Source organism: Frigoribacterium sp. VKM Ac-2859 (genome assembly GCF_013204925.1).
In the GTDB taxonomy this organism is placed as follows: domain Bacteria; phylum Actinomycetota; class Actinomycetes; order Actinomycetales; family Microbacteriaceae; genus Frigoribacterium.
In genome coordinates this window covers 1514487-1533078 of the sequence record NZ_JABMLC010000001.1, presented here as the reverse complement: position 1 = coordinate 1533078, position 18592 = coordinate 1514487, and the positions used below count along the sequence as shown (strand labels likewise).

Here is an 18592-nt window from a genome sequence, read left to right as displayed (position 1 = left end):
GCCCCTGCCCAACACGGCAGGGGCTTTCCTCGTCTTCGGTGCTTGTCTGGCCGCCTCCGCCGGCGGGCGCCTTCGGCGCGAACTCGAAAAGCCCTGCCTCATGCGGCAGGGCTTTTCTCGTCCTCGGTGCCCGTCTGCTGAGATCAGCGGCGGGTCGCGCCGATGGCCCAGACCCGTGGCGGCTGGACGTCGTTGACGGCGTGGTCGCCGACGATGCGTGCTTTGAACACCCACGGGTTGTGGCTGCCGGCGGTCCGGGCGTTGCGCCAGTGCCGGTCCAGGTTCTTCGTGGTGCTCACGCCGGATGCCGCCAGCGCGTCGAACAGGTGCGAGGTCGCTTGGGTCGCGAGCGATGTCAGTGCGACCTGGGCCTGCGCGGTGGCGAGTTCGGCGCGGTCGTTCCGCCGCTCGTCCTCGGTCTCGTCCAGGAAGGCGCCCTCGTAGGCGCCCTGGAGGGCCTGGGCGGCGCGGTCGACGATCGCCCGTGCGGCGAAGCCGGCGGCTGAGACCTCGCCGACGACCTGCAAGATCTGCGCGTCGGCGGCGAACGTGTCGGCGTTGCCGTGGGAGAACACCCGGGTGCGGTTCCTGACCTCGAACGCGATGTCCCGCTCGGCCGCCACGACGGAGCCGGCGAGGACGCTCAGCAGCACGGCCTGGTAGAAGGCCGTCTGGTACTTGAATCGCTCGTCGAAGAGCACGACGTCGTCCCCACCGACACGAGCATCTCGGAAGGTGCTCGTGCCCGACCCCGTCGTCCGCTGCCCGAACCCGTCCCAGTCGTCGGTGTGGGTGACACCTTCCTGGTGGGCGTCGACGATCGCGATGACCCGGTCGCCGGTGTCCGTGCGTTCGGCGTACGTGTCGATCCAGTCGGCGAAGATGCTGCCGGTGGAGTAGTACTTCTGCCCGGTGATGCGGAATCCGCCGTCCGGGTCGGGGCTGACCTTCGTCGTGACGTCGCCGACCTGCACCGTGCCCACTTCGGTCCAGGAGTTCCCGGCGATCTCGCCGCGGCCGAACCGTTCGAGCCAGACGTCGCGATGCCCGGACCGGGCGACCAGGCGATCCTCGACGAGGGCGAAGTGGCCGCGCAGGGCCTGGGGGATGTTGCTGTCCGCCGCTGCGAGTTCGGTGAGCAGGCGGAACAGCTGCGGGAGGGTGGCGCCGGAGCCCCCGAACTCGACGGGGACGCGGAGGGCTCCGAAGCCCGCATCGGCGAGCTCGCGGATCTCGGCCACGGGGAGGCGGTGCTCACGGTCGCGTTCCGCGGCACCGGCGGCGATGCGGTCGAAGAGCGGGCGGAAACGCGCGAACAGGGCGTCGTCGGTGGGTGACGCCGTGGTGACGGACGTGGTGGACGTGGTGGTCGTCGTGGTCATGGGTCTCGGTTCCGTTCTGGTGGGTCAGGCAGCGGCAGGGGCAGGTGTGTGTTCCGGCTGGGGACGTGTGGCGGCTCGGCGGGTGAGAAGGACGGCGCCGCCGAACACCCCGACGAGCGACAGGAGTGCAGCCGTCGTGGCGACCGAGCCGGTCGGCCAGTGCCCGGTGAGGCCGAGGAGCGCGGGGACCGTGGTGGTCACCTGGCTCGCGAGGACGAGGGCCCACCCGGTGTAGGTGCTGATGGCCGATCGGCCGAGGGCGAGCAGGACGAAGAACAGCGCCCAGAGCGCCGCCCATCCCGTCCAGAGCACGGCGAGGAAAAGGTCGTCCGCGACGTGGACGATCGCGAAGGCGACGGCGAGAGCGGCGACCAGGCCGCAGAACCAGCCCAGGCCCACGGCGCCGAGGCCGAGGAGGGAGTCCACGCCGACGTGGAGGTACGTGATGCCGAACAAGAAGGTGCCCGAGATCCCGAAGAGGATGGGCAGGGAACCGTCGGCTGACACGGCCACGGCCACGCAGAGGACGAGCTGCAGACCGCCGACCAGGACGTTGAACACGCCGCTGTCCCGGCCGGGCACGCGCCCGAGCAGGGTGAGGCCGTTGACCAGGAGGGCGGCCCCGGAGAGGACCAAGCAGATGAGCGCCATGCGGCGACCTTGACACCGTTCACCTTCGGTCGGTGTCTCGTGTCCCATCATGTCCGTCCGCTACGCCCCGTGACGGCGGTACCCGTCGTGTTCGTCACGGAAGCCGACCGCCACGTGAGCAAGGCCCCCGTACAATGAGCCAGCGCCATGGAGCCACGTCCACGCCGGCGCAGATGACGCCAAGCTGCGTTGCGGAGCGTGCAGGATGGAGCCCGGGTGAGCGTCAGAGGCGGCGGTGAACGTCTCGGTCTTCGCGAGGTTGCCGAGCGTGCTGGTGTGTCACACATGACCGTGTCACGCGTGCTCAATGGTCACCCGCAGGTCAAGGAGTCCACGCGCCAACGCGTGCTCGAGGTCGTCGCCGAGCTCGACTTCCGGCCCAACAGTGCTGCGCGCGAGCTCGTCACCCAGCGGGCCCTTCGGATCGGCGTGCTGATCGAGAGCGCCGTCGAGTTCGGTCCGTCGAGCATCTTGCGGGCCATCGAGCGATCGGCGCGCGACGGCGGGTACTCCGTGGCGTCGTTCGCGCTCCGCGACGACTCGGCGACTCCCGAGGAGGCCGTGCGCCACCTCACAGGCCAGGGCATCGACGCACTCTGCGTGGTCGCTCCGCGCTCGTCGTCCGTGGCCGTGCTCCGGACCATCACGACGGGGCTGCCGACCCTGGTCGTCAAGGCCGAGAAGGACCCGGCCTTCCTCACGGTCTCCGTCGACCAGGCTGCCGGCACGAAGCTGGCCGTGGATCACCTCGCGTCGCTGGGTCACCGCGACGTCCTCCATCTCTCAGGGCCCCTCGACTGGTTCGACGCCCGCGCTCGCGAGCGTGCCTTCCATGCGCGCACCCGGGCATGGGGCATGCACGAGCGGCCCATCGTCATCGGTGACTGGTCGAGCGACTTCGGCTACGACTACGCACGCGGACTGACCGGAGTTCCGGAATACACCGCCGTGTTCGTCGCCAATGACGAGATGGCGCTCGGGGTGATCCACGGCCTCCACGACCGCGGCATCCGCGTGCCGGAGGACCTGAGCGTCGTCGGCTTCGACGACCTGCCCGTCTCGCGCCACTTCCTCCCGCCGCTCACGACCGTGCGGCAGGACTTCCCGGCGCTCGGGTCGCTCGTGGTGGACGTCCTGATCGCCGCGATCGAGGGCCGCGAGATCCCGCAGAACAGCCGGATTCCCGCCGAGCTCGTGGTGCGTGACTCCAGCGCGGCTGCGCGCCCTCTCGACCGAGATGGCCATCTGACGTAATCCAGCTCGTCGTCGTTCGCCCGCGTGCATCACGACAGCTACAGTCGTGCACGTCGGGCACCGCCCGGCGCGAGGCCGTCAAGGCCTCCGACCCGAGGAGCACCACGTGCGTCACGTACGGGCATCGACGACGATGCGCCCGATCGGCCCTCAGGCCGCTGGCCCGACCTGGTCCGGTCACGACGAGCGGCGGGACGGACCTGCCCACCCCACGGTGCAGATGCGGGGGATCACCGTCGCGTTCTCGAACGGCGTCGCGCTCGACAGGGTCGACCTCGACCTCCACTCGGGCGAGGTGCACGCTCTCCTCGGCGAGAACGGAGCGGGGAAGTCCACGCTCATCAAGGCGCTGCTCGGCGTGTACCCGATCGAAGCAGGGGAGGTCCTCGTGGACGGCGAGCCCGTCCGTCTCGGCGGTCCGGCTGACGCGCGGGCCCTCGGCATCCAGGCCGCGTTCCAGGAATCGCACCTGGTCGAGAACCTGAGCGTCGGTGAGAACGTGATGCTGGGCCACGAGGTGCACGGTCGCGTCGGCATCTCCTGGCGTGCGACGCATGAACGCGCCGCCACGATGCTGGCCGAGCTCGGACTGGCCGAGCTGGACCCGCGAGCCCTGCTGGCGGACCTCACTCCCGCCAGCCGCCAGCTTGTCTCCATCGCCCGCGCCATGGTCGACCGACCACGGGTGCTCGTGCTGGACGAGCCCACGTCGAGCCTCGATGCCGTCGACGTCGCACAGCTCTTCGAGGTGATCCGCCGCCTCCGCGACCAGGGTGTGGCCATCCTCTTCGTCTCGCACTTCCTCGAGCAGGTGCTGGCACTCAGCGACCGGATGACGATCCTTCGAGGCGGTGTGAAGAAGGGTGACTACCTGCCGCACGAGATCGGCCGCGCCGAACTGGTCGCGCGGATGATCGGTAAGGACATCGCGCACCTGCAACGCATCGGGTCAGAGCGCCGCGCCCATCGTGTGGATCCGGTCGGCCCGCCGCTGTACCGCGCCACCGGTGTAGGACGCCGCGGGATGTTGCGGCCGGTCGACTTCGAGCTGCACGCGGGAGAGGTGGTCGGCATCGCGGGGCTTCGCGGCTCCGGGCGAACCGAGCTCGCGCGCCTGCTGGCCGGCGCCGACCGAGCTGACGGCGGCGTGGTCACGCTCGGTGGTCGGACCGTCGTGATCGACCGCCCTGCGGACGCACTGCGGAACCGGGTGGCGTTGTCTGCCGAGGATCGAGGATCGAGGGGCGGAGGGCCTCATCAACGACCTCAGCGTGCGGGAGAACATCATCCTCGCGTTGCAGGCTCTGCGTGGGTGGGCGCACCCGCTCTCCAAGGCCGAGCGCGAGGACCTCGTCGAGCGGCACATCGAGCACTTCGACATCACGCCGGTCGATCCGGCGACACCCGCCGGCGAGCTCTCGGGCGGCAATCAGCAGAAGGTGCTTCTCGCTCGCTGGCTGGCGATCCGGCCCCGCGTGCTGATCCTCGACGAGCCGACGCGCGGCGTCGACATCGGCGCCAAGGTCGACATCCAGGCGCACGTCGCGCAGCTCGCGCTCGAGGGTGTCGCCGTCGTGTTCATCTCGAGCGCGTTCGACGAGCTCGTGCGGGTGAGCGACCGGATCGTCGTCCTCAAGGACCGGGAGAAGATCGGCGAGCTCAGCAACGGGCCGGGCGTCACGGTCGACACCCTCGTCGAGCTCATCGCCGCACCGGACGACGAGAGCGACGAGGGCGACGACTTCCCGCCGGTGTGGCAGGGCGGGCCCCTCCTGCCGCCTGCAGCGCCGTCACGCCGCTGAGGCTCGCAGTCGATCCCTTCCCGACGGGCGGATGTTCTCGATCACTCTTGCACTCGCGAAACTGTTACCGGTAACATTCCCAGCACGCGGAAGCACCCGAGCCCACGCAGCACGACCGGCCCCATGGCCACGACCGGACGAAGACGTCCGGTCATCTCAAGGAGGAGATCCATGTCCACGAAGAGGCGCATCGCCACCATCGCCGCCGCAGGGGCCATTGCCCTCGGTCTCGCGGCCTGCAGTTCCGGCACCGGTTCGACGGACGGCGGTGACGACCTGGCAACGGTCGGCTTCGTCGCGGTCGGCCCCGAGGGCGCCTGGCGTCAGGCCAACGAGACGAACATCCAGGACACCTTCACGAAAGACGCCGGGTTCGATCTGAAGTACGCCCCGGCGACCAACAACGACCAGAAGTCGCAGATCGACGCGTTCACGTCGTTCGTGGACGAGGGTGTCGACGTGATCCTTCTCTCGGCCACCGAGGGCTCCGGCTGGGAGGACTCGCTCGAGCGGGCGAAGGAAGCCGAGATCCCCGTCGTCCTCATCGACCGTGGCATCGAGCCGGACGACACCTCGCTCTACGCGACCCGGATCGCGCCCGACAACATCGCCGTCAGCGAGTCCGTCGCCGAGTGGGCCAAGGGCGCGCTTCCCGAGGGTGGCAAGTACTTCACCCTCGAGGGCCCGGCGGGCGTCTCGGTCGTGAACGAACGCAACGAAGGTTGGGACGAGGTGATCGGCGCAGACAGCGCATTCACGAAGATCGGCGCGCAGACGGCCAACTGGTCGACCGAAGAGGCCAAGAGCGTCTTCGAGACGGTGCTGAAGTCGAACGGCAACGACGTCCAGATGGTCTTCGCCCAGAACGACGAGATGGGACTCGGCGCCGTGCAGGCGGTCGAGGAGGCGGGTCTCACGCCCGGCAAGGACGTGAAGATCGCCACCATCGACGGCACGAAGAGCGCCCTCGAGGCGTTGTCCGAGTCGAAGCTCAGCTTCGTCGCCGAGTACAACCCCCTCTTCGGCGAGACCGCGCTCGACGCCGTGCAGAAGCTGCTCGACGGAGAGACCGTCGACTCGTCGATCGTCGTCCAGTCGGCCACGTTCGACTCGCCCGAGGCGGCCACCGCGGCACTTCCCGACCGCAAGTTCTGATCCGTTCGCACGGCCACACCCGGCGGCGAGGCGGACGAGTCCGCCTCGCCGCCCCCGCCACCCGCCCGCTGCCACGGCAGCGGGCGGGTGAGCATCGGCAGACAAGGAGTTAAACGCATGCAGGCACCCGGCCCCATCGTCGAGATGCAAGCCATCACCATCGCTTTTCCCGGGGTCAAAGCCCTCGACGGGGTCGACCTCCGTCTCTACCCCGGCGAGGTCCACACGCTGATGGGCGAGAACGGCGCCGGTAAGTCGACGCTCATCAAGGCGCTCACGGGCGTCTACGCCATCGACTCCGGACGCGTCGTCGTCGACGGCGTCGAACGTCGCCTCTCGGGCACCGCGGACGCGCAGGCTGCGGGGATCTCGACGGTCTACCAAGAGGTCAACCTGTGCAGCAACCTCACCATCGGTGAGAATGTCATGCTCGGCCACGAGAAGCGCGGCCGGTTCGGCATCGACTGGAAGGGGACGCACGCCGCCGCCTCCGAGGTCCTGGCGCGGGTGGGACTCGGTCACCTGGACGCGCGCACCCCCCTCTCGTCGCTCAGCCTCGCCCTCCAGCAGCTCGTCGCGATCAGCCGCGCCACGGTCGTCGAGGCGAAGGTGCTGATCCTCGACGAGCCGACCTCGAGCCTCGACGCGGACGAGGTCGAAGGTCTCTTCCGGGTAATGCGACGCCTTCGTGACGAAGGCGTCGCCATCCTCTTCGTCTCTCACTTCCTCGACCAGGTCTTCGCGATCAGCGACCGACTCACCGTGCTGCGCAACGGCAAGTTCGTGGCTGAGCACCTCACACGAGACATCGATCGTGCCGGCCTCATCTCGGAGATGATCGGCAAGGACCTGCAGAGCCTCCGCTCCCTCGACCGGGACCGGGCGAGCCGACAGGTCGCCGAGGGCGAGCCCGTCTACCGGGCCACCGGGATCGGCCGCAAGGGCTCGCTCGACGCGACGGACGTCGACCTGCGTCGCGGCGAGGTCGTGGGCCTCGCCGGCCTCCTCGGCTCCGGCCGCACGGAACTCGCCCGTCTCCTCTACGGAGTCGATCGCCCCGACTCGGGATCCGTGACCATGGACGGCGTCCCCGTGGCGATCTCGTCCCCTGCGAAGGCCCTGAAGCACCGCATCGCGTTCTCGAGCGAGAACCGTCGAGACGAGGGGATCATCCGCGACCTGAGCGTCCGCGAGAACCTCGTGCTCGCCGTGCAGGCGAAACGGGGCTGGGCCCGCCCGCTCTCGGCCAAGGAGAAGGACCGCATGGTGACGAAATATCTCACCGAGCTCAACGTGCGACCCGCAGATCCCGATCGACCCATCCGTAACCTCTCCGGCGGCAACCAGCAGAAGGTCCTGCTCGGCCGGTGGCTGGCGACCGAGCCGGAGCTGCTGATCCTCGATGAGCCCACACGCGGCATCGACGTCGGTGCCAAGGCCGAGATCCAGGAACAGGTCGCCGCCCTCGCCGACACGGGAGTCGCCGTCGTGTTCATCTCCTCGGAGCTCGAGGAGGTCGTCCGGCTCAGCGATCGGATCGTCGTGCTGAAGGACCACCGCAAGATCGCCGAGCTCGCGGCGGGACCGGACGTCACCGCCGAGTCCATCGTCGCCGCCATCGCCGAGGAGGGCGTCTCCGAGATCCCCCTCGAGACCATCCCCCGCACCACGCCCGAGGAGGCAACCCGATGAGTGACCCGACGACCACCATGACCAGGCGCCTGGGCGCCCACGGGCTCGGTGACCTGTTGCACCGGCCCTGGGTCTGGGGCACGGTCGCGATCGTGCTGCTGCTGGCGATCAACGTGGCGAAGGACCCCGGTTACCTCGCACTGTCCGTCAACCCGGACACGGGCAACCTCGTGGGCAACCTCGTCGACATCCTCCGGGCCGCTGCCCCCGTGCTCATGATCGCGGTGGGCATGTGCCTCGTGGTCGCCACCGGCGGCATCGACCTGAGCGTCGGCTCGATCATGGTCGTCGCCGGTGCCGTCTCGATGGAGTTCCTGAAGGCGGCCGGCTCCGACTCCCTCGGCGTCGCGCTCGCCGCGATGGGCCTGGCGCTCCTCATCGCCGGGGTCCTCGGCGCGGTCAACGGCATGCTCGTGTCGGTCGTCGGGCTGCAGCCGTTCATCAGCACACTCGTGATCATGCTCGCCGGCCGTGGCCTGGCCAAGGTCATCACGGGAGGCCAGAACACGGCCGCGGCCAACGAGCCCTTCCGCTGGGTCGCCAACGGTTACCTCGTCGGACTACCCGTCGTGTTCCTGCTGGCCGTGCTGATCACGCTCGGCGTCGCCGCCCTCGTGCGGCGCAGCGCCCTGGGGCTCATGATCGAAGCGATCGGAATGGACCCGAAGGCCGCGCGCCTCGCGGGGCTGGACCGCCGAGCCCTCCTGTTCACCGCCTACATCGGGAGCGGCCTGCTCGCCGGCGTGGCCGGGATCTTCGCCACGTCCAGCGTCATGACGGTCGACGTCTCGCGCACCGGTTACCAACTCGAGCTCGACGCCATCCTCGCGGTCGTCATCGGCGGGACGTCGCTGGCCGGCGGCAAGTTCCACCTGCTCGGAGCCGCGGTCGGGGCGCTCCTCATCGCGACGCTCGACAAGACCGTCGTGTTCCTCGGCGTCTCCTCCTCGGCGACGCCCGCCTTCAAGGCGATCGTGATCGTGGCGATCGTGCTGCTGCAGTCCCGGCGCGTCCGCGCCCTGTTCACGAGGCGCCGCCGCCCGGCGCCGACCTCCGTGTCGACCGAGAAGGAGGCCGTGTCCGCATGAGCGCCACGACGATCCGCCCGCCCCTCACCCCCACGCCGACCCCCGGTCCGGGCCCCGGCAACGGGCCCCTCGAACCGCGTCGCCGCATGCGGCTCCGACTCGATTCCCTGCCGACGGTCGCCGCCCTGGTGATCCTGATCGCGATGCTGGCCTACGGAGAGATCGCCTACGGCCGCATCGTGCAGGCCGCGACCCTGTCGAACCTGCTCATCAACAACGCCCATGTGATCGTCCTGGCCGTGGGGCTCACGTTCGTGATCCTCACGGGGGGCATCGACCTCTCCGTCGGTGCGATCGTCGCGGTCAGCAGCGTCGCGGGCGTGCTGCTCGCGAACGCCGGCTGGAACCCCTGGGTCGTGATGGTGCTGATGATCCTCATCGGCACGGCATCCGGCGTCGTCTCGGGCGTGCTGATCCAGTTCTTCGACGTGCAGCCGTTCATCGCGACGCTCGCGATGATGTTCCTCGGACGGGGCCTCGCCTCCATCCTCAGCACGGTGCCCGAGCGACTCGCCGACGAGTCGCCCATCCGCTCGCTCGCGACGAACATGAAGGTCGTCGACGGTCCGAAGGTGAACGACGTCGTGACGACTCCTGGCGTGCTCATCGCGCTCGTGGTGGTCGCCGTCGCGTTCTTCGTGCTGCACCGCACGCGTCTGGGTCGCACCGTGTACGCGATCGGAGGGTCGGAGCAGTCGGCCGCCCTCATGGGCCTGCCGGTGCGCCGCACGAAGCTCGCCGTCTACGTGATCAGCGGATCGCTGGCGGGGCTCGCCTCGGTCATCTACACGGCCCGGCTCGGGAGCGCGCAGAACATCACCGGCATCGGGTGGGAGCTCGATTCGATCGCCGCCACGGTGATCGGTGGCACCCTCCTCACCGGCGGCGTCGGCTTCGTGCTCGGGTCCGTCGTGGGAGCGCTCGTGCTCGGCCTCATGAACGTGCTCATCACGCGAGACGGAGGCATCCCGCCCGAGGCGACGACCATCATCACCGGCGGGATACTCCTGGTCTTCGTGCTGCTCCAGCGCGCGGTGATGGCGCGGCGGCGGACCTAGCGACGACGTGACGCGCGCCACGGCCAAAGCCACTGTCACCGCATGATCGCTGGCGAGAGGTGATCCTCTCTGACTCCACCAGCCGCGTCGCTCGCCACGGGCACCACGGGGGTCGGCTCCGCACCCCGGGCGCCGAGTGGGCAGAAGATGTCCTTCTGATCGAGACGGAGGACGTTTTCTGCCCACTCGACCGGCCGCAGGGGGCGAGAGGGCAGAGTGCGGCCTCCGGGTCAGGGGGACGAGGCGAGGGCGGCGAGCTCGGTGCGGCTGCGGGCCCCGAGCTTGCGCAACAGGTTCGACACGTGGAACTTCACCGTGTTGTCGCTGATGCCGAGCACCGCCGCGATGTCGCGGTTCCGGTCGCCGGCCGCGACCCGGTGCAGCACCTCGCGTTCCCGCTCGCTCAGGGCCGCGACCAGCTCCCACGGCTCGTTCGACGGCGGCGGGTCGAGCGGCAGGCGTACCGTCAACTCCGAGCCCCACCCCACGGTCGACGCCACCGTCAGCTCGCCCCCGACCCCCGAGACCTGCTCGGTGATCGGCCGCAGCGCGTCGTCGTGTGCCGTCAACTCGCCCGCGCCGTCGTCACGGATCGCGATCAGCAGGTTCAGGCCGTCGCAGTCCCACTGGATGCGCACCCGACGTGCGTCGCCCGCGTCGACGAAGGTGAGCACGGCGTTCCGGACGACGGCCCGGGCCACGTGCGCGACGTCGCCCGGCAGGGCCCGACCCGTCGCCGGAGGCTCGACGAACTGAACGTCCAGGTCGCCGAAGCGGACGAGCGGTCGAAGGTCGGACCGGAGGCGCGCGAAGGCCCCGACGACCGGCTCGAGGGTGGTCCCGCGGTCACGGTCGGACCCGGTCCGGAGGGCGACCAGGGCCCCCGCCGCGACGTCGATGGCCTCGGTCCGTGCCGCCCGGTCGTCGAGGCGTCGCGAGCGCAGGGCGGCCAGCACGGACTCGAGCGTCATCGCATGCCGGTCGACCAGGTCGGCGGTCGCCCGCGCGTGCTCGGACGCCAGGGTGCGGGCCAGGGTGTCGGAACCGGCCCGACCGGGGACGTCGTGCACGGTGTGGCTCATGGGCCCACCCTAGGCGTCCGCCTACCCGACGCCACCCTCCCTACCCGAACGGATGGGTGGGACGCCCCCGTCGAGGGGCTGCTCTCACAGCATCGTCGGACCAGGATCGAAGGCAACGGGATCGACGACGTACCAGAGGCCCGATCGGGCCCCGTCGCCCCCACGAGGAGCACCACATGAAGCTGCAGTTCGCCATGGACACCCTGACCACCGACGCCGCCCTCGAGCTGGCCGCCGCCGCCGCGCCGAGCGTCGACATCATCGAGCTCGGCACTCCGCTGATCAAGGCCGAGGGCTTCCGCGCCATCACCGCGATCAAGGAGGCGCACCCCGACAAGATCGTCTTCGCCGACCTCAAGACGATGGACGCGGGCGAGCTCGAGGCCGGCGAGGCGTTCAAGGCCGGCGCCGACCTGGTGACCGTGCTCGGCGTCGCCGGTGACAGCACCATCGCCGGTGCCGTCAAGGCTGCCAAGGCCCACGGCAAGGGCATCGTCGTCGACCTCATCGGCGTCGGCGACAAGGCCGCCCGTGCCAAGGAGGTCGTCGCACTCGGCGCCGAGTTCGTCGAGATGCACGCCGGGCTCGACGAGCAGGCCGAAGAAGGCTTCACGTTCGAGAAGCTGCTCGAGGCCGGCAAGGCCTCGGGCGTGCCGTTCTCGGTCGCCGGTGGCGTCAAGGCCGCCACGGTCGGCTCGGTCCAGGACGCCGGAGCCGACGTCGCCGTCGCCGGTGCCGCGATCTACTCGGCCGACGACGTCGCCGGTGCCGCCGCCGAGATCCGCGCCGCCATCAAGTAGCAGCACCAGCACCACCCGCAGCGGCTCACGAGAGAGCGCTGACGCGCAGGAGGCGCGGTGTCGGTCGGACCGGCACCGCGCCTCCTCGTCGTCCCGCGGTCAGCGGGATGCGTCGACCAGACGGGCCGAGACCGACACCACGACGTCGTCGCCCGTCACGCCGGAGGCGGCCAGGCGTCCCCGCAGCGCGTCGGCCGCCCGGGCCAGCGTCTCGGGCGTCGGGACGTCGAGTCCGGTCGCCACGTGGGCGGTGACGGACACCGAACCGGCCGTCCGCGAGATCTCGACGAGGCCGGTCGAGCCCGCGAGGTCGAGGCCGGCCGCGACGGCCCGCACCGCCCCCTCGACGACGGGGTGCGCGTCGAACACGTCGACCACGCCCTCGACGCCGCGCAGCACCTCGGTCAGGTCACGGGAGAGCAGGTCGTCGCTCATCGGTCGTCCTCTCTCGCCACGAAGACGTCGTCGACGAGCACGTCGACCCGGACGACGGTCAGCCCGGTGTGCCGCGTCAGCGTCTCGGTGATGCGGGTGCGCAGCTCGTCCGCGACGGCGCCGAGGTCGAGTCCGTACCGGGCCGCGGCGGTCACCCGCACGACCACGTCGGCCCCCGCCGTCGTCAGGTCGCCGTCGAAGGTCGTCGACCCGAGCACGACGCCGGACTGCTCGTCGCCCGCCCGTCGCACGAGCCCGCGCGCCGCGGCCTCGGTGACGCTCAACCGGACCGCGGGGTCGGGGTGGCCGATCGGGATCACCCGTCCGCCGACGACCTCTCGACGGATCGAGTCGAGGAGGCCGTCGATCCAGGCGCCGTCCCGGTCGGGTTCGCGGCGGGCCTCGTGCTCGAGGGAGGCGCGGGACAGGTCGTGCACCCGGGCCAACGACTGCAGGTACAGGCGGCAGGCCGCCGAGCCCTCGATGGCCGGGTCGCGGGGCGTGCGTCCGGCGTCGAGGTAGTCCGCGAGGCGGTCGGCGGGGATGCCGTCCACCGTGTCGTCGTCCTCGGGCACGTCGAGGGGGGAGCGGTCGTCGGTCGTCATCGCCACGCCTCCATCTCGGTCATGAGGAACACCCGGGCCCGCGCGATCTTGCCCCGGACCGTCGAGACGGGCAGGTCGAGGGCCTCGGCGATGTCCGCGTACGAGTAGTCGGCGGTCTCACGCAACAGCCAACACCGTCGCTGGTCGAGGGGGAGCTTGTCGAGGGCCGACCACATGGCGTCGAGCTGCAACCGGGCCTCGACCACGCGTTCGGGCGTCTCGTGGCGCGGGGCCGACACCTCGAGCCGGTCGACGTCGTCGTGGTCGCGTCGCACGCGCATACGGTCGACCGCCTTGTTGCTGACGATGCGCATCAGCCAGTTGCGCACCCGCGACGGGTCGTCGAGGTCGGCCAGGCGTCGCCAGGCCGTCATGAAGGCGTCCTGCACGACGTCGTCCGACTCGAGGTCGGAGCCCAGGAGGCGCGCGGCGTACACGCGCATCAGCGGTCCGTGTCGGCGCGCGATGACCTCGTAGGCGTGGACGTCGCCGTCGCGGGCCCGGACGGCCAGCGTCGCGTCCGCGGCGTCGAGGAGGGGGTCGTCGGTGGTGATGACGACCTCCTGCGATCGGACGGGGGCGGGACGCGGTGGGACCCCGGCGACGAGGACCGGACGGCCCGCGCCATGCCTCTTGACTACCACCCCGTGCCCGGATCGGGGGACGTGATGGCCGAAATGTGAGTGGCGGTGAATCGTTCCCTGAAAGCTGGCTGACCCACCATGACACCTGCCGTGCCCCATGCGTCTGAATGATGTGACCCGCTTCACGGGCACCCCGACACCGACCGGTCCCACCGGTCCAGAGCAAGGAGCAACCATGAGCAACGTGACCCCCTCCACCAGCACCGCCGCTGCCAAGACCACGCAGTCCCACGCCGCCGGCAAGAACACCATCGCCGAGGGCGTCGTCTCGAAGGTCGCCGGCATCGCGGCCCGCGAGGTGCGCGGCGTCCACGACCTGGGCAACGGTGCCGCCCGTGCCATCGGCGCGATCCGCAACGTGATCAACCAGCAGGACCGCGGCCAGGGCGTCTCGGTCGAGGTCGGCGAGAAGCAGGTCGCCGCCGACATCGTCATCGTCGCCGAGTACCCCGTCGAGCTGCAGAAGGTCGCCGACGACGTGCGCAAGTCCGTCACCGACGCCATCTCGCAGGTCGTCGGCATGGAGGTCACCGAGGTGAACGTCACCGTCTCCGACGTGTACATCCCCTCCGAGGACAACGACGACGACGCCGACGACAGCCGCGTCAAGTGACCGCCACGACCACCGGCATGCTGGTTGGCGCCGTCCTGGCGCTGACCGCCCTGGCCTTCGGCTTCTGGGCCTTCGTGTTCGTCGCGATCGCCATGGCGATCGGGTTCGGCGTCGGCCGTGTCGTCGAGGGCAAGCTCGACGTCCGCGGCCTCGCCGACGCACTCCGCGGGCGGCGGTCGTCGTGACCGCGGCGGTGACGGCCGACCGGGCCCTCCACGGCCGGAACAAGATCACGTCACGTGCCGTGCGTCGGGTCGTCTCGGCCGTCACCGCGGAGGCCCTCGAGGTCTCCGCGTCGAAGGTGTCGGTCGAGCTGGCCGACCACGACGGCGCTCTCAGCGTGATCGCCAAGACCCCCATCCGGGTCTCGCCCCTGGGCGTCTCCGAACGTCGTTCGGGCACCCTGCTGGACCGCCTCACGGCGGCCCAGTCCACCATCCGTGACCGCGTGCTGCAGCTGACCGGGTCGAGCATCGACAAGGTCGACCTGCAGATCACCGGTGCCGACATCCGAGAGAGGAAGCGCGTCGCATGAGCACCGCATCGCTCTACAAGCGCATCGTGCGCCGTGAGACGCATTCGTCGCGGGCCGGCATCGCCATCACCCTCGCCGTCCTGCTGATCGTCGCCCTGGCGTGGATCGGCACCGAGGCGGTCCTCGCCGCCGTCGGGACGGCTCCGCTGCTCCTGGCGCCGACCGACCTCGTCGGTTCGACCCTGGACGCCGCGAGTGCGCCGGTCGGCGTGCTGACCGCCGTCGCGGTCGTCGTCGCGCTGATCGGGCTCGTCCTGATCGTCGTGGCGCTCGCGCCGGGCCGTCGTGGCCGTCGTGGCGCGAAGGCCGAGCGCACCGTGGCCGTGGTCGACGACCGGGTCATCGCCCGTTCGCTGGCCCGCACCGCGAGCTACGCCGGCGACGTCGACCCCTCGCAGGTCAGCGTCAGCGTGGGCAAGCGCAGCGCCTTGATCGAGGTCACCCGCACCTCCGGCCGTCAGACCGACGTCCGCAGCATCGACGAAGCCGTCCGCGACGAACTGGGCGCCTACGACTTCAGCCCGGCCCTGCGTCACAAGGTCAAGCTGTCCGAGAAAGGAACGGTCGGGTCATGAACAGCACCAATCGCGCTCTGAACCGCATCGTCGTCTTCGTCATCGGCCTCGTGCTGCTGCTCGCCGGCGGAGCCGTCGCCGTCGGGGCCCTTCTGCCCGACGTCCAGGAGACCGTCTCGCAGGGTGCCTCCGATGCGAGGGGCCCCGCGACCGACGCCCTCGGCGACCAGCCGTGGATCCTCTGGGTGGTCGCGGCGGCCAGCCTCGTGCTGATCGTCCTGCTCGCCTGGTTCGCCCTGCGACAGGGACACGGCCAGACCGGCACGTTGCTCACCGTCGACGAGGGGTCGCGTCGCGACCAGACCACCGGTGGTCGCCTGGTCGTCGACGCGAAGGTCGCCGAACAGGTCCTCGAGGAGGCGCTGGCCGACACCCCGGGCATCGTCTCGGTGGACGTGACCGCCTTCCGCGTCAAGCGCGAGTCGGTCCTGCGCGTCACCGCCAACGCGCGTCGCGGCGTCTCGCCGACCGACATCCGCCGGAGCATCGACCAGGCCGTCGCCCACTGGGACGGCGTCCTCGGGACCGAGACGCCCGTCGTGATCCAGATCAACGGTGGTCTGCGCAGCCAGATGTCGTCCGCGACGCGGCTCGACTGACCTCCCTCGCCCCACCGCACGGACGGCCCTCGCCCTCGACCCGAGGACGGGGGCCGTCCGTCGCCCCACCCACGTTCCACGATGAAAGGCCGGTCTCATGAGCGAGTCCACCCACCACGTCACCCCCATCGACATCGACGCCGCGGCGTCCACCCGGGCCACCTCGCCCGAAGAGGTCCTCGAGCACACGATCGGCGTCACCGTCCTCGGCGTCTCGGGCGTCCACGCCCTCGGCACCGCGTCCCAGCGGCTCGCCGGCGCCCTGCGCACGGCGATCGGCACGGGCTCCGTCCCCGGCGTCCGCGCCGGCACCACCGACGAGGGGCTCGTGGTCGACATCGCCGTCGTCGCCGAGTACCCGACGAACGTCACCACGCTCGCCGACACCGTCCGGACGCAGGTCAAGCACGCCGTCGGGCAGCTCGACGGCGAGGAGGTCACGGTCAACGTCACCGTCACGGACGTGCACGGCCCGTTCGACTCGGACGAGGACGCCGCCGACAAGGTGAACGCCGCCGCGGACAAGGCGAAGCAGACCGTGTCCGACGCCGGCGACCGGGCGAAGGAGGCCGGCGAGAAGACCAGGGCCGCCGCCGGCGAGGCACGCGACCGCGCCGCGACCGCCGCGGGCGACCTGTCCGACAAGGCTCGGACGGCCGCGGGCGACCTGTCCGACAAGGCCCGCGAGCTGGGCGACAAGGCCGGCGAGGTCGCCGAGCAGGCGAAGGCCACCGCGGGCGAGGTCGGCGAGAAGGCGGCCGCCGAGGCGGACGACGTCGCCGACGATGCCCGCGACGTGGCCGACCAGGCGCGGGACGCTGCTGCCGACGCCCTCGACTCCGCGGCGGACCGTGGCGAGGACGCCCGCTCCACGACCGCCGACGCCACCGACGCCGCACTGGACACGACGTCCGAGGTCGTCGCCGACGCCCGCGAGAAGGCCGCCGACGCCGTCGACGGCGTGGCCGACGCGGTGGACGAGAACAGGGCCTCGGACGGCGACGCCACCCGCGCCTCCTCGGGCGACGCACGCGACGCCGACGGTGCCGACGTCACCGTGACGGTCGACGGCGGGAGGGTCACGGTCGAGGTCGACTCCGACAGCGACGCGCAGGTCGTCGTCGACGGCGACGACGTCGCCACGACGGAGAAGTGATGTTCGGGCGGCGCACGACGACGACGACCCGACGCCCCCGGCCGCGGGCCGTCTGGGCGGCCCTGGTGACCTCGGTGGTCCTCTGCGTGCTGATCGTCGTCGGCGTGCTGCTGCCCGTGCTCACCCTGATCGGTGCGGCGGACGGCGGCACGGCCGGCGCCCTCGACGTGCCCGTCGGCTCGATCGTCGCGGCGATCGCCATCGGTTACGTCCTGGCCTTGGTCTTGCTGCTGCTCATCGTGAAGGTGCGCAACGGTGCCCTGGCCTGGGTGCTCGGGGTGGCGGCCGTGATCTCGACGCTCGTGGTGTCGCTGTGGCCCCTCGTGGCCGTCGCGATCGCCGGCGTCGACCAGGTGCAGGACCTGATCCCGTTCATCCAGGACCTGATCACCCGCTTCTGGCCCGGCAGCTGACCCGCCCCGAGGTGGACCGACCCGTCTAGGCTGAGGCGGTCGTCGGAAGGGGTCCGGCGCACCACCGGGGGACCACCATGCGCACCACCACCACGCCCGCACTCTCGACCATCGTCGGAGCCGTCGCCGTGACCCTCCTGCTCGCGGGCTGCACCGGAGGCGGCGCCGACTCCGGTGACGCCGGTCGGTCGTCGTCCCCGGGGCAGGCGACCGCCACGGCGGACGCCGCCGACCAGCCGACCGGCGAGTTCACCCTGCCCGCCGACTGCGAGGCGGCGGGGGCCGTCCTCGGCGATCTCGTCACGGGGCGGACCCTCGTGGCAGAAACCTCGACCATCGGGTCCGACGAGGCGAACTGCACGTGGACCAGCGAGGCCGACGGGTCCCGGGTCGGCTTCATCGCCACGGTCCAGGAACTCGACCAGGCGGGCATGGACGCGGAGGTCCCCGCAGGGGGTGGCGTCGACGGGCTGTCCCTCGAGCAGGTCGAGGACGAACGGGCCGACGCCTTCGACGGGCGCGCCTTCGTCGCGACGGCCCAGGACGGGTCACCGGTCGTCGGGGGCGGGTCGATCCTGCTGACGCCCCACGGGCTCCTGAGCGTCATCGTCGCGGCTCCGGCCGGGTCGACCGCTCCGATCGATCCCGCCCGATCGCTCGATCTCGTCTTCGACTTCCTCGACTGACGCGAGGCCTCGAGGAGGCGCGGTGCCGGTCGACCGGCACCCCGCCTCCTCGGTCGTCAGGCTCCGGAGAACTCGACCGGGAGGTCTCGGCTGGTGTGCAGCACCCGGTGGACCCGCACGGCGTCCGTGTCGTCGGTGTAGAGCACCACGAACGGGAAGCGGCGGAGCGCCAGGCTCCGCAGGCCGTCGATCCCGGTCTCGACGGCGAACCGGGCCGACCCCAGGGTGGGATGCGCCGAGATGAGCGACCGCGCGTCGTCGATGGCGTCGACGAAGTCGAGCGCGGCTGCGTGCGCCCCCTCGTCGAGGTAGTGGTCGACGGCCGACTCGATGTCGTGGTCGGCGCGTCGCGAGGTCACGACGCGGC

The 18592-nt window shown here is 70.9% G+C and carries 22 protein-coding genes and 1 pseudogene; 16 read left to right on the top strand and 7 right to left on the bottom strand.

What is annotated here, in order from left to right; translation table 11 throughout:
• Nucleotides 1–143 precede the first annotated feature (143 nt).
• Together HQQ78_RS07175 and HQQ78_RS07170 are read right to left on the bottom strand one after the other, a co-directional pair.
• The gene (locus tag HQQ78_RS07175; protein WP_173151856.1) at nt 144–1382 is read right to left on the bottom strand and encodes an acyl-CoA dehydrogenase family protein; all 1239 of its coding nucleotides are present in this window, start codon (nt 1380–1382) and stop codon (nt 144–146) included.
• Between the two features lie 24 nt (nt 1383–1406).
• Complete coding sequence (locus tag HQQ78_RS07170; RefSeq protein ID WP_173151854.1) at nt 1407–2033, bottom strand: AmiS/UreI family transporter; 627 nt, start codon at nt 2031–2033, stop codon at nt 1407–1409.
• Nucleotides 2034–2231: 198 nt separating this feature from the next.
• Between HQQ78_RS07170 and HQQ78_RS07165 the strand changes: the two genes are divergently transcribed.
• From HQQ78_RS07165 to HQQ78_RS07140, 7 genes and pseudogenes are all read left to right on the top strand, one after another.
• Nucleotides 2232–3287 (top strand): LacI family DNA-binding transcriptional regulator, encoded by a 1056-nt coding sequence (locus HQQ78_RS07165; RefSeq protein ID WP_371740390.1) that lies wholly within the window; start codon nt 2232–2234, stop codon nt 3285–3287.
• Nucleotides 3288–3420: 133 nt separating this feature from the next.
• Nucleotides 3421–4455 (top strand): annotated as a pseudogene (locus HQQ78_RS15840) (ATP-binding cassette domain-containing protein); the annotation flags it as partial.
• 103 nt (nt 4456–4558) lie between these two features.
• Nucleotides 4559–5089, top strand: a complete 531-nt coding sequence (locus tag HQQ78_RS15835) for an ATP-binding cassette domain-containing protein (RefSeq protein WP_371740389.1) — start codon at nt 4559–4561, stop codon at nt 5087–5089.
• A gap of 171 nt (nt 5090–5260) precedes the next feature.
• The gene (locus HQQ78_RS07155) at nt 5261–6244 is read left to right on the top strand and encodes an ABC transporter substrate-binding protein (protein WP_173151850.1); all 984 of its coding nucleotides are present in this window, start codon (nt 5261–5263) and stop codon (nt 6242–6244) included.
• 117 nt (nt 6245–6361) lie between these two features.
• Entirely contained in the window at nt 6362–7936 is a 1575-nt protein-coding gene (locus HQQ78_RS07150; protein ID WP_173151848.1) for a sugar ABC transporter ATP-binding protein, read from the top strand.
• Entirely contained in the window at nt 7933–9024 is a 1092-nt protein-coding gene (locus HQQ78_RS07145) for an ABC transporter permease (protein ID WP_173151846.1), read from the top strand. The genes HQQ78_RS07150 and HQQ78_RS07145 overlap by 4 nt, the downstream gene beginning before the upstream one ends.
• The gene (locus HQQ78_RS07140) at nt 9021–10082 is read left to right on the top strand and encodes an ABC transporter permease (protein WP_173151844.1); all 1062 of its coding nucleotides are present in this window, start codon (nt 9021–9023) and stop codon (nt 10080–10082) included. The genes HQQ78_RS07145 and HQQ78_RS07140 overlap by 4 nt, the downstream gene beginning before the upstream one ends.
• 230 nt (nt 10083–10312) lie before the next feature.
• On the opposite strand, the gene HQQ78_RS07135 is transcribed toward HQQ78_RS07140, so the two are convergent.
• Complete coding sequence (locus HQQ78_RS07135; protein ID WP_254065010.1) at nt 10313–11164, bottom strand: LuxR C-terminal-related transcriptional regulator; 852 nt, start codon at nt 11162–11164, stop codon at nt 10313–10315.
• Nucleotides 11165–11340: 176 nt separating this feature from the next.
• On the opposite strand from HQQ78_RS07135, the gene hxlA reads away from it, so the two are divergent.
• On the top strand, nt 11341–11964 hold the full coding sequence (hxlA, locus tag HQQ78_RS07130) for a 3-hexulose-6-phosphate synthase (RefSeq protein ID WP_043597635.1): 624 nt from the start codon (nt 11341–11343) through the stop codon (nt 11962–11964).
• A gap of 99 nt (nt 11965–12063) precedes the next feature.
• On the opposite strand, the gene HQQ78_RS07125 is transcribed toward hxlA, so the two are convergent.
• Genes HQQ78_RS07125 through HQQ78_RS07115 form a run of 3 tightly spaced genes read right to left on the bottom strand, consistent with a single transcriptional unit; the run spans nt 12064 to nt 13648 of the window.
• Entirely contained in the window at nt 12064–12399 is a 336-nt protein-coding gene (locus tag HQQ78_RS07125; protein WP_173151843.1) for a hypothetical protein, read from the bottom strand.
• A complete protein-coding gene (locus tag HQQ78_RS07120) occupies nt 12396–13004 on the bottom strand; it encodes an Asp23/Gls24 family envelope stress response protein (RefSeq protein ID WP_159825708.1) in 609 nt (202 codons plus the stop codon). Before HQQ78_RS07120 ends, HQQ78_RS07125 begins: the two co-directional genes overlap by 4 nt.
• The gene (locus tag HQQ78_RS07115; protein WP_371740388.1) at nt 13001–13648 is read right to left on the bottom strand and encodes an RNA polymerase sigma factor; all 648 of its coding nucleotides are present in this window, start codon (nt 13646–13648) and stop codon (nt 13001–13003) included. Before HQQ78_RS07115 ends, HQQ78_RS07120 begins: the two co-directional genes overlap by 4 nt.
• 175 nt (nt 13649–13823) lie before the next feature.
• Here HQQ78_RS07115 and HQQ78_RS07110 point away from each other — a divergent pair, with 175 nt between their 5' ends.
• The 8 genes from HQQ78_RS07110 (at nt 13824) to HQQ78_RS07075 (ending at nt 18225) form a co-directional block, all read left to right on the top strand.
• Nucleotides 13824–14261 carry an Asp23/Gls24 family envelope stress response protein gene (locus HQQ78_RS07110; protein ID WP_056047193.1) on the top strand — a complete coding sequence of 146 codons (438 nt, stop codon included), beginning with the start codon at nt 13824–13826 and terminating at the stop codon, nt 14259–14261.
• Nucleotides 14258–14446, top strand: coding sequence for a DUF2273 domain-containing protein (locus tag HQQ78_RS07105; protein ID WP_043597628.1), 189 nt, complete (start codon nt 14258–14260; stop codon nt 14444–14446). The genes HQQ78_RS07110 and HQQ78_RS07105 overlap by 4 nt, the downstream gene beginning before the upstream one ends.
• On the top strand, nt 14443–14796 hold the full coding sequence (locus tag HQQ78_RS07100) for a hypothetical protein (protein ID WP_043597627.1): 354 nt from the start codon (nt 14443–14445) through the stop codon (nt 14794–14796). Before HQQ78_RS07105 ends, HQQ78_RS07100 begins: the two co-directional genes overlap by 4 nt.
• On the top strand, nt 14793–15371 hold the full coding sequence (locus HQQ78_RS07095) for a DUF6286 domain-containing protein (RefSeq protein WP_173151841.1): 579 nt from the start codon (nt 14793–14795) through the stop codon (nt 15369–15371). The genes HQQ78_RS07100 and HQQ78_RS07095 overlap by 4 nt, the downstream gene beginning before the upstream one ends.
• Nucleotides 15368–15970, top strand: coding sequence for a hypothetical protein (locus HQQ78_RS07090; RefSeq protein ID WP_159825710.1), 603 nt, complete (start codon nt 15368–15370; stop codon nt 15968–15970). The genes HQQ78_RS07095 and HQQ78_RS07090 overlap by 4 nt, the downstream gene beginning before the upstream one ends.
• Before the next feature lie 97 nt (nt 15971–16067).
• Nucleotides 16068–17126, top strand: coding sequence for an Asp23/Gls24 family envelope stress response protein (locus HQQ78_RS07085; protein WP_173151840.1), 1059 nt, complete (start codon nt 16068–16070; stop codon nt 17124–17126).
• Nucleotides 17127–17191: 65 nt separating this feature from the next.
• A complete protein-coding gene (locus tag HQQ78_RS07080; protein WP_371740387.1) occupies nt 17192–17539 on the top strand; it encodes a hypothetical protein in 348 nt (115 codons plus the stop codon).
• A gap of 77 nt (nt 17540–17616) precedes the next feature.
• On the top strand, nt 17617–18225 hold the full coding sequence (locus tag HQQ78_RS07075) for a hypothetical protein (RefSeq protein ID WP_173151838.1): 609 nt from the start codon (nt 17617–17619) through the stop codon (nt 18223–18225).
• Between the two features lie 56 nt (nt 18226–18281).
• Here the strand turns inward: HQQ78_RS07075 and HQQ78_RS07070 are convergent, their stop codons facing one another.
• Nucleotides 18282–18584 (bottom strand): type II toxin-antitoxin system RelE/ParE family toxin, encoded by a 303-nt coding sequence (locus tag HQQ78_RS07070; RefSeq protein WP_307785020.1) that lies wholly within the window; start codon nt 18582–18584, stop codon nt 18282–18284.
• Nucleotides 18585–18592 lie beyond the last annotated feature (8 nt).

Bases quoted from the DNA above. Each gene is read 5' to 3' on its own strand.
- HQQ78_RS07175 (WP_173151856.1), bottom strand. From the start codon at position 1,382: ATGACCACGACGACCACCACGTCCACCACGTCCGTCACCACGGCGTCA.
- HQQ78_RS07170 (WP_173151854.1), bottom strand. From the start codon at position 2,033: ATGGCGCTCATCTGCTTGGTCCTCTCCGGGGCCGCCCTCCTGGTCAAC.
- HQQ78_RS07155 (WP_173151850.1), top strand. From the start codon at position 5,261: ATGTCCACGAAGAGGCGCATCGCCACCATCGCCGCCGCAGGGGCCATT.
- HQQ78_RS07150 (WP_173151848.1), top strand. From the start codon at position 6,362: ATGCAGGCACCCGGCCCCATCGTCGAGATGCAAGCCATCACCATCGCT.
- HQQ78_RS07145 (WP_173151846.1), top strand. From the start codon at position 7,933: ATGAGTGACCCGACGACCACCATGACCAGGCGCCTGGGCGCCCACGGG.
- HQQ78_RS07140 (WP_173151844.1), top strand. From the start codon at position 9,021: ATGAGCGCCACGACGATCCGCCCGCCCCTCACCCCCACGCCGACCCCC.
- HQQ78_RS07135 (WP_254065010.1), bottom strand. From the start codon at position 11,164: ATGAGCCACACCGTGCACGACGTCCCCGGTCGGGCCGGTTCCGACACC.
- hxlA (WP_043597635.1), top strand. From the start codon at position 11,341: ATGAAGCTGCAGTTCGCCATGGACACCCTGACCACCGACGCCGCCCTC.
- HQQ78_RS07125 (WP_173151843.1), bottom strand. From the start codon at position 12,399: ATGAGCGACGACCTGCTCTCCCGTGACCTGACCGAGGTGCTGCGCGGC.
- HQQ78_RS07120 (WP_159825708.1), bottom strand. From the start codon at position 13,004: ATGACGACCGACGACCGCTCCCCCCTCGACGTGCCCGAGGACGACGAC.
- HQQ78_RS07110 (WP_056047193.1), top strand. From the start codon at position 13,824: ATGAGCAACGTGACCCCCTCCACCAGCACCGCCGCTGCCAAGACCACG.
- HQQ78_RS07095 (WP_173151841.1), top strand. From the start codon at position 14,793: ATGAGCACCGCATCGCTCTACAAGCGCATCGTGCGCCGTGAGACGCAT.
- HQQ78_RS07090 (WP_159825710.1), top strand. From the start codon at position 15,368: ATGAACAGCACCAATCGCGCTCTGAACCGCATCGTCGTCTTCGTCATC.
- HQQ78_RS07085 (WP_173151840.1), top strand. From the start codon at position 16,068: ATGAGCGAGTCCACCCACCACGTCACCCCCATCGACATCGACGCCGCG.
- HQQ78_RS07075 (WP_173151838.1), top strand. From the start codon at position 17,617: ATGCGCACCACCACCACGCCCGCACTCTCGACCATCGTCGGAGCCGTC.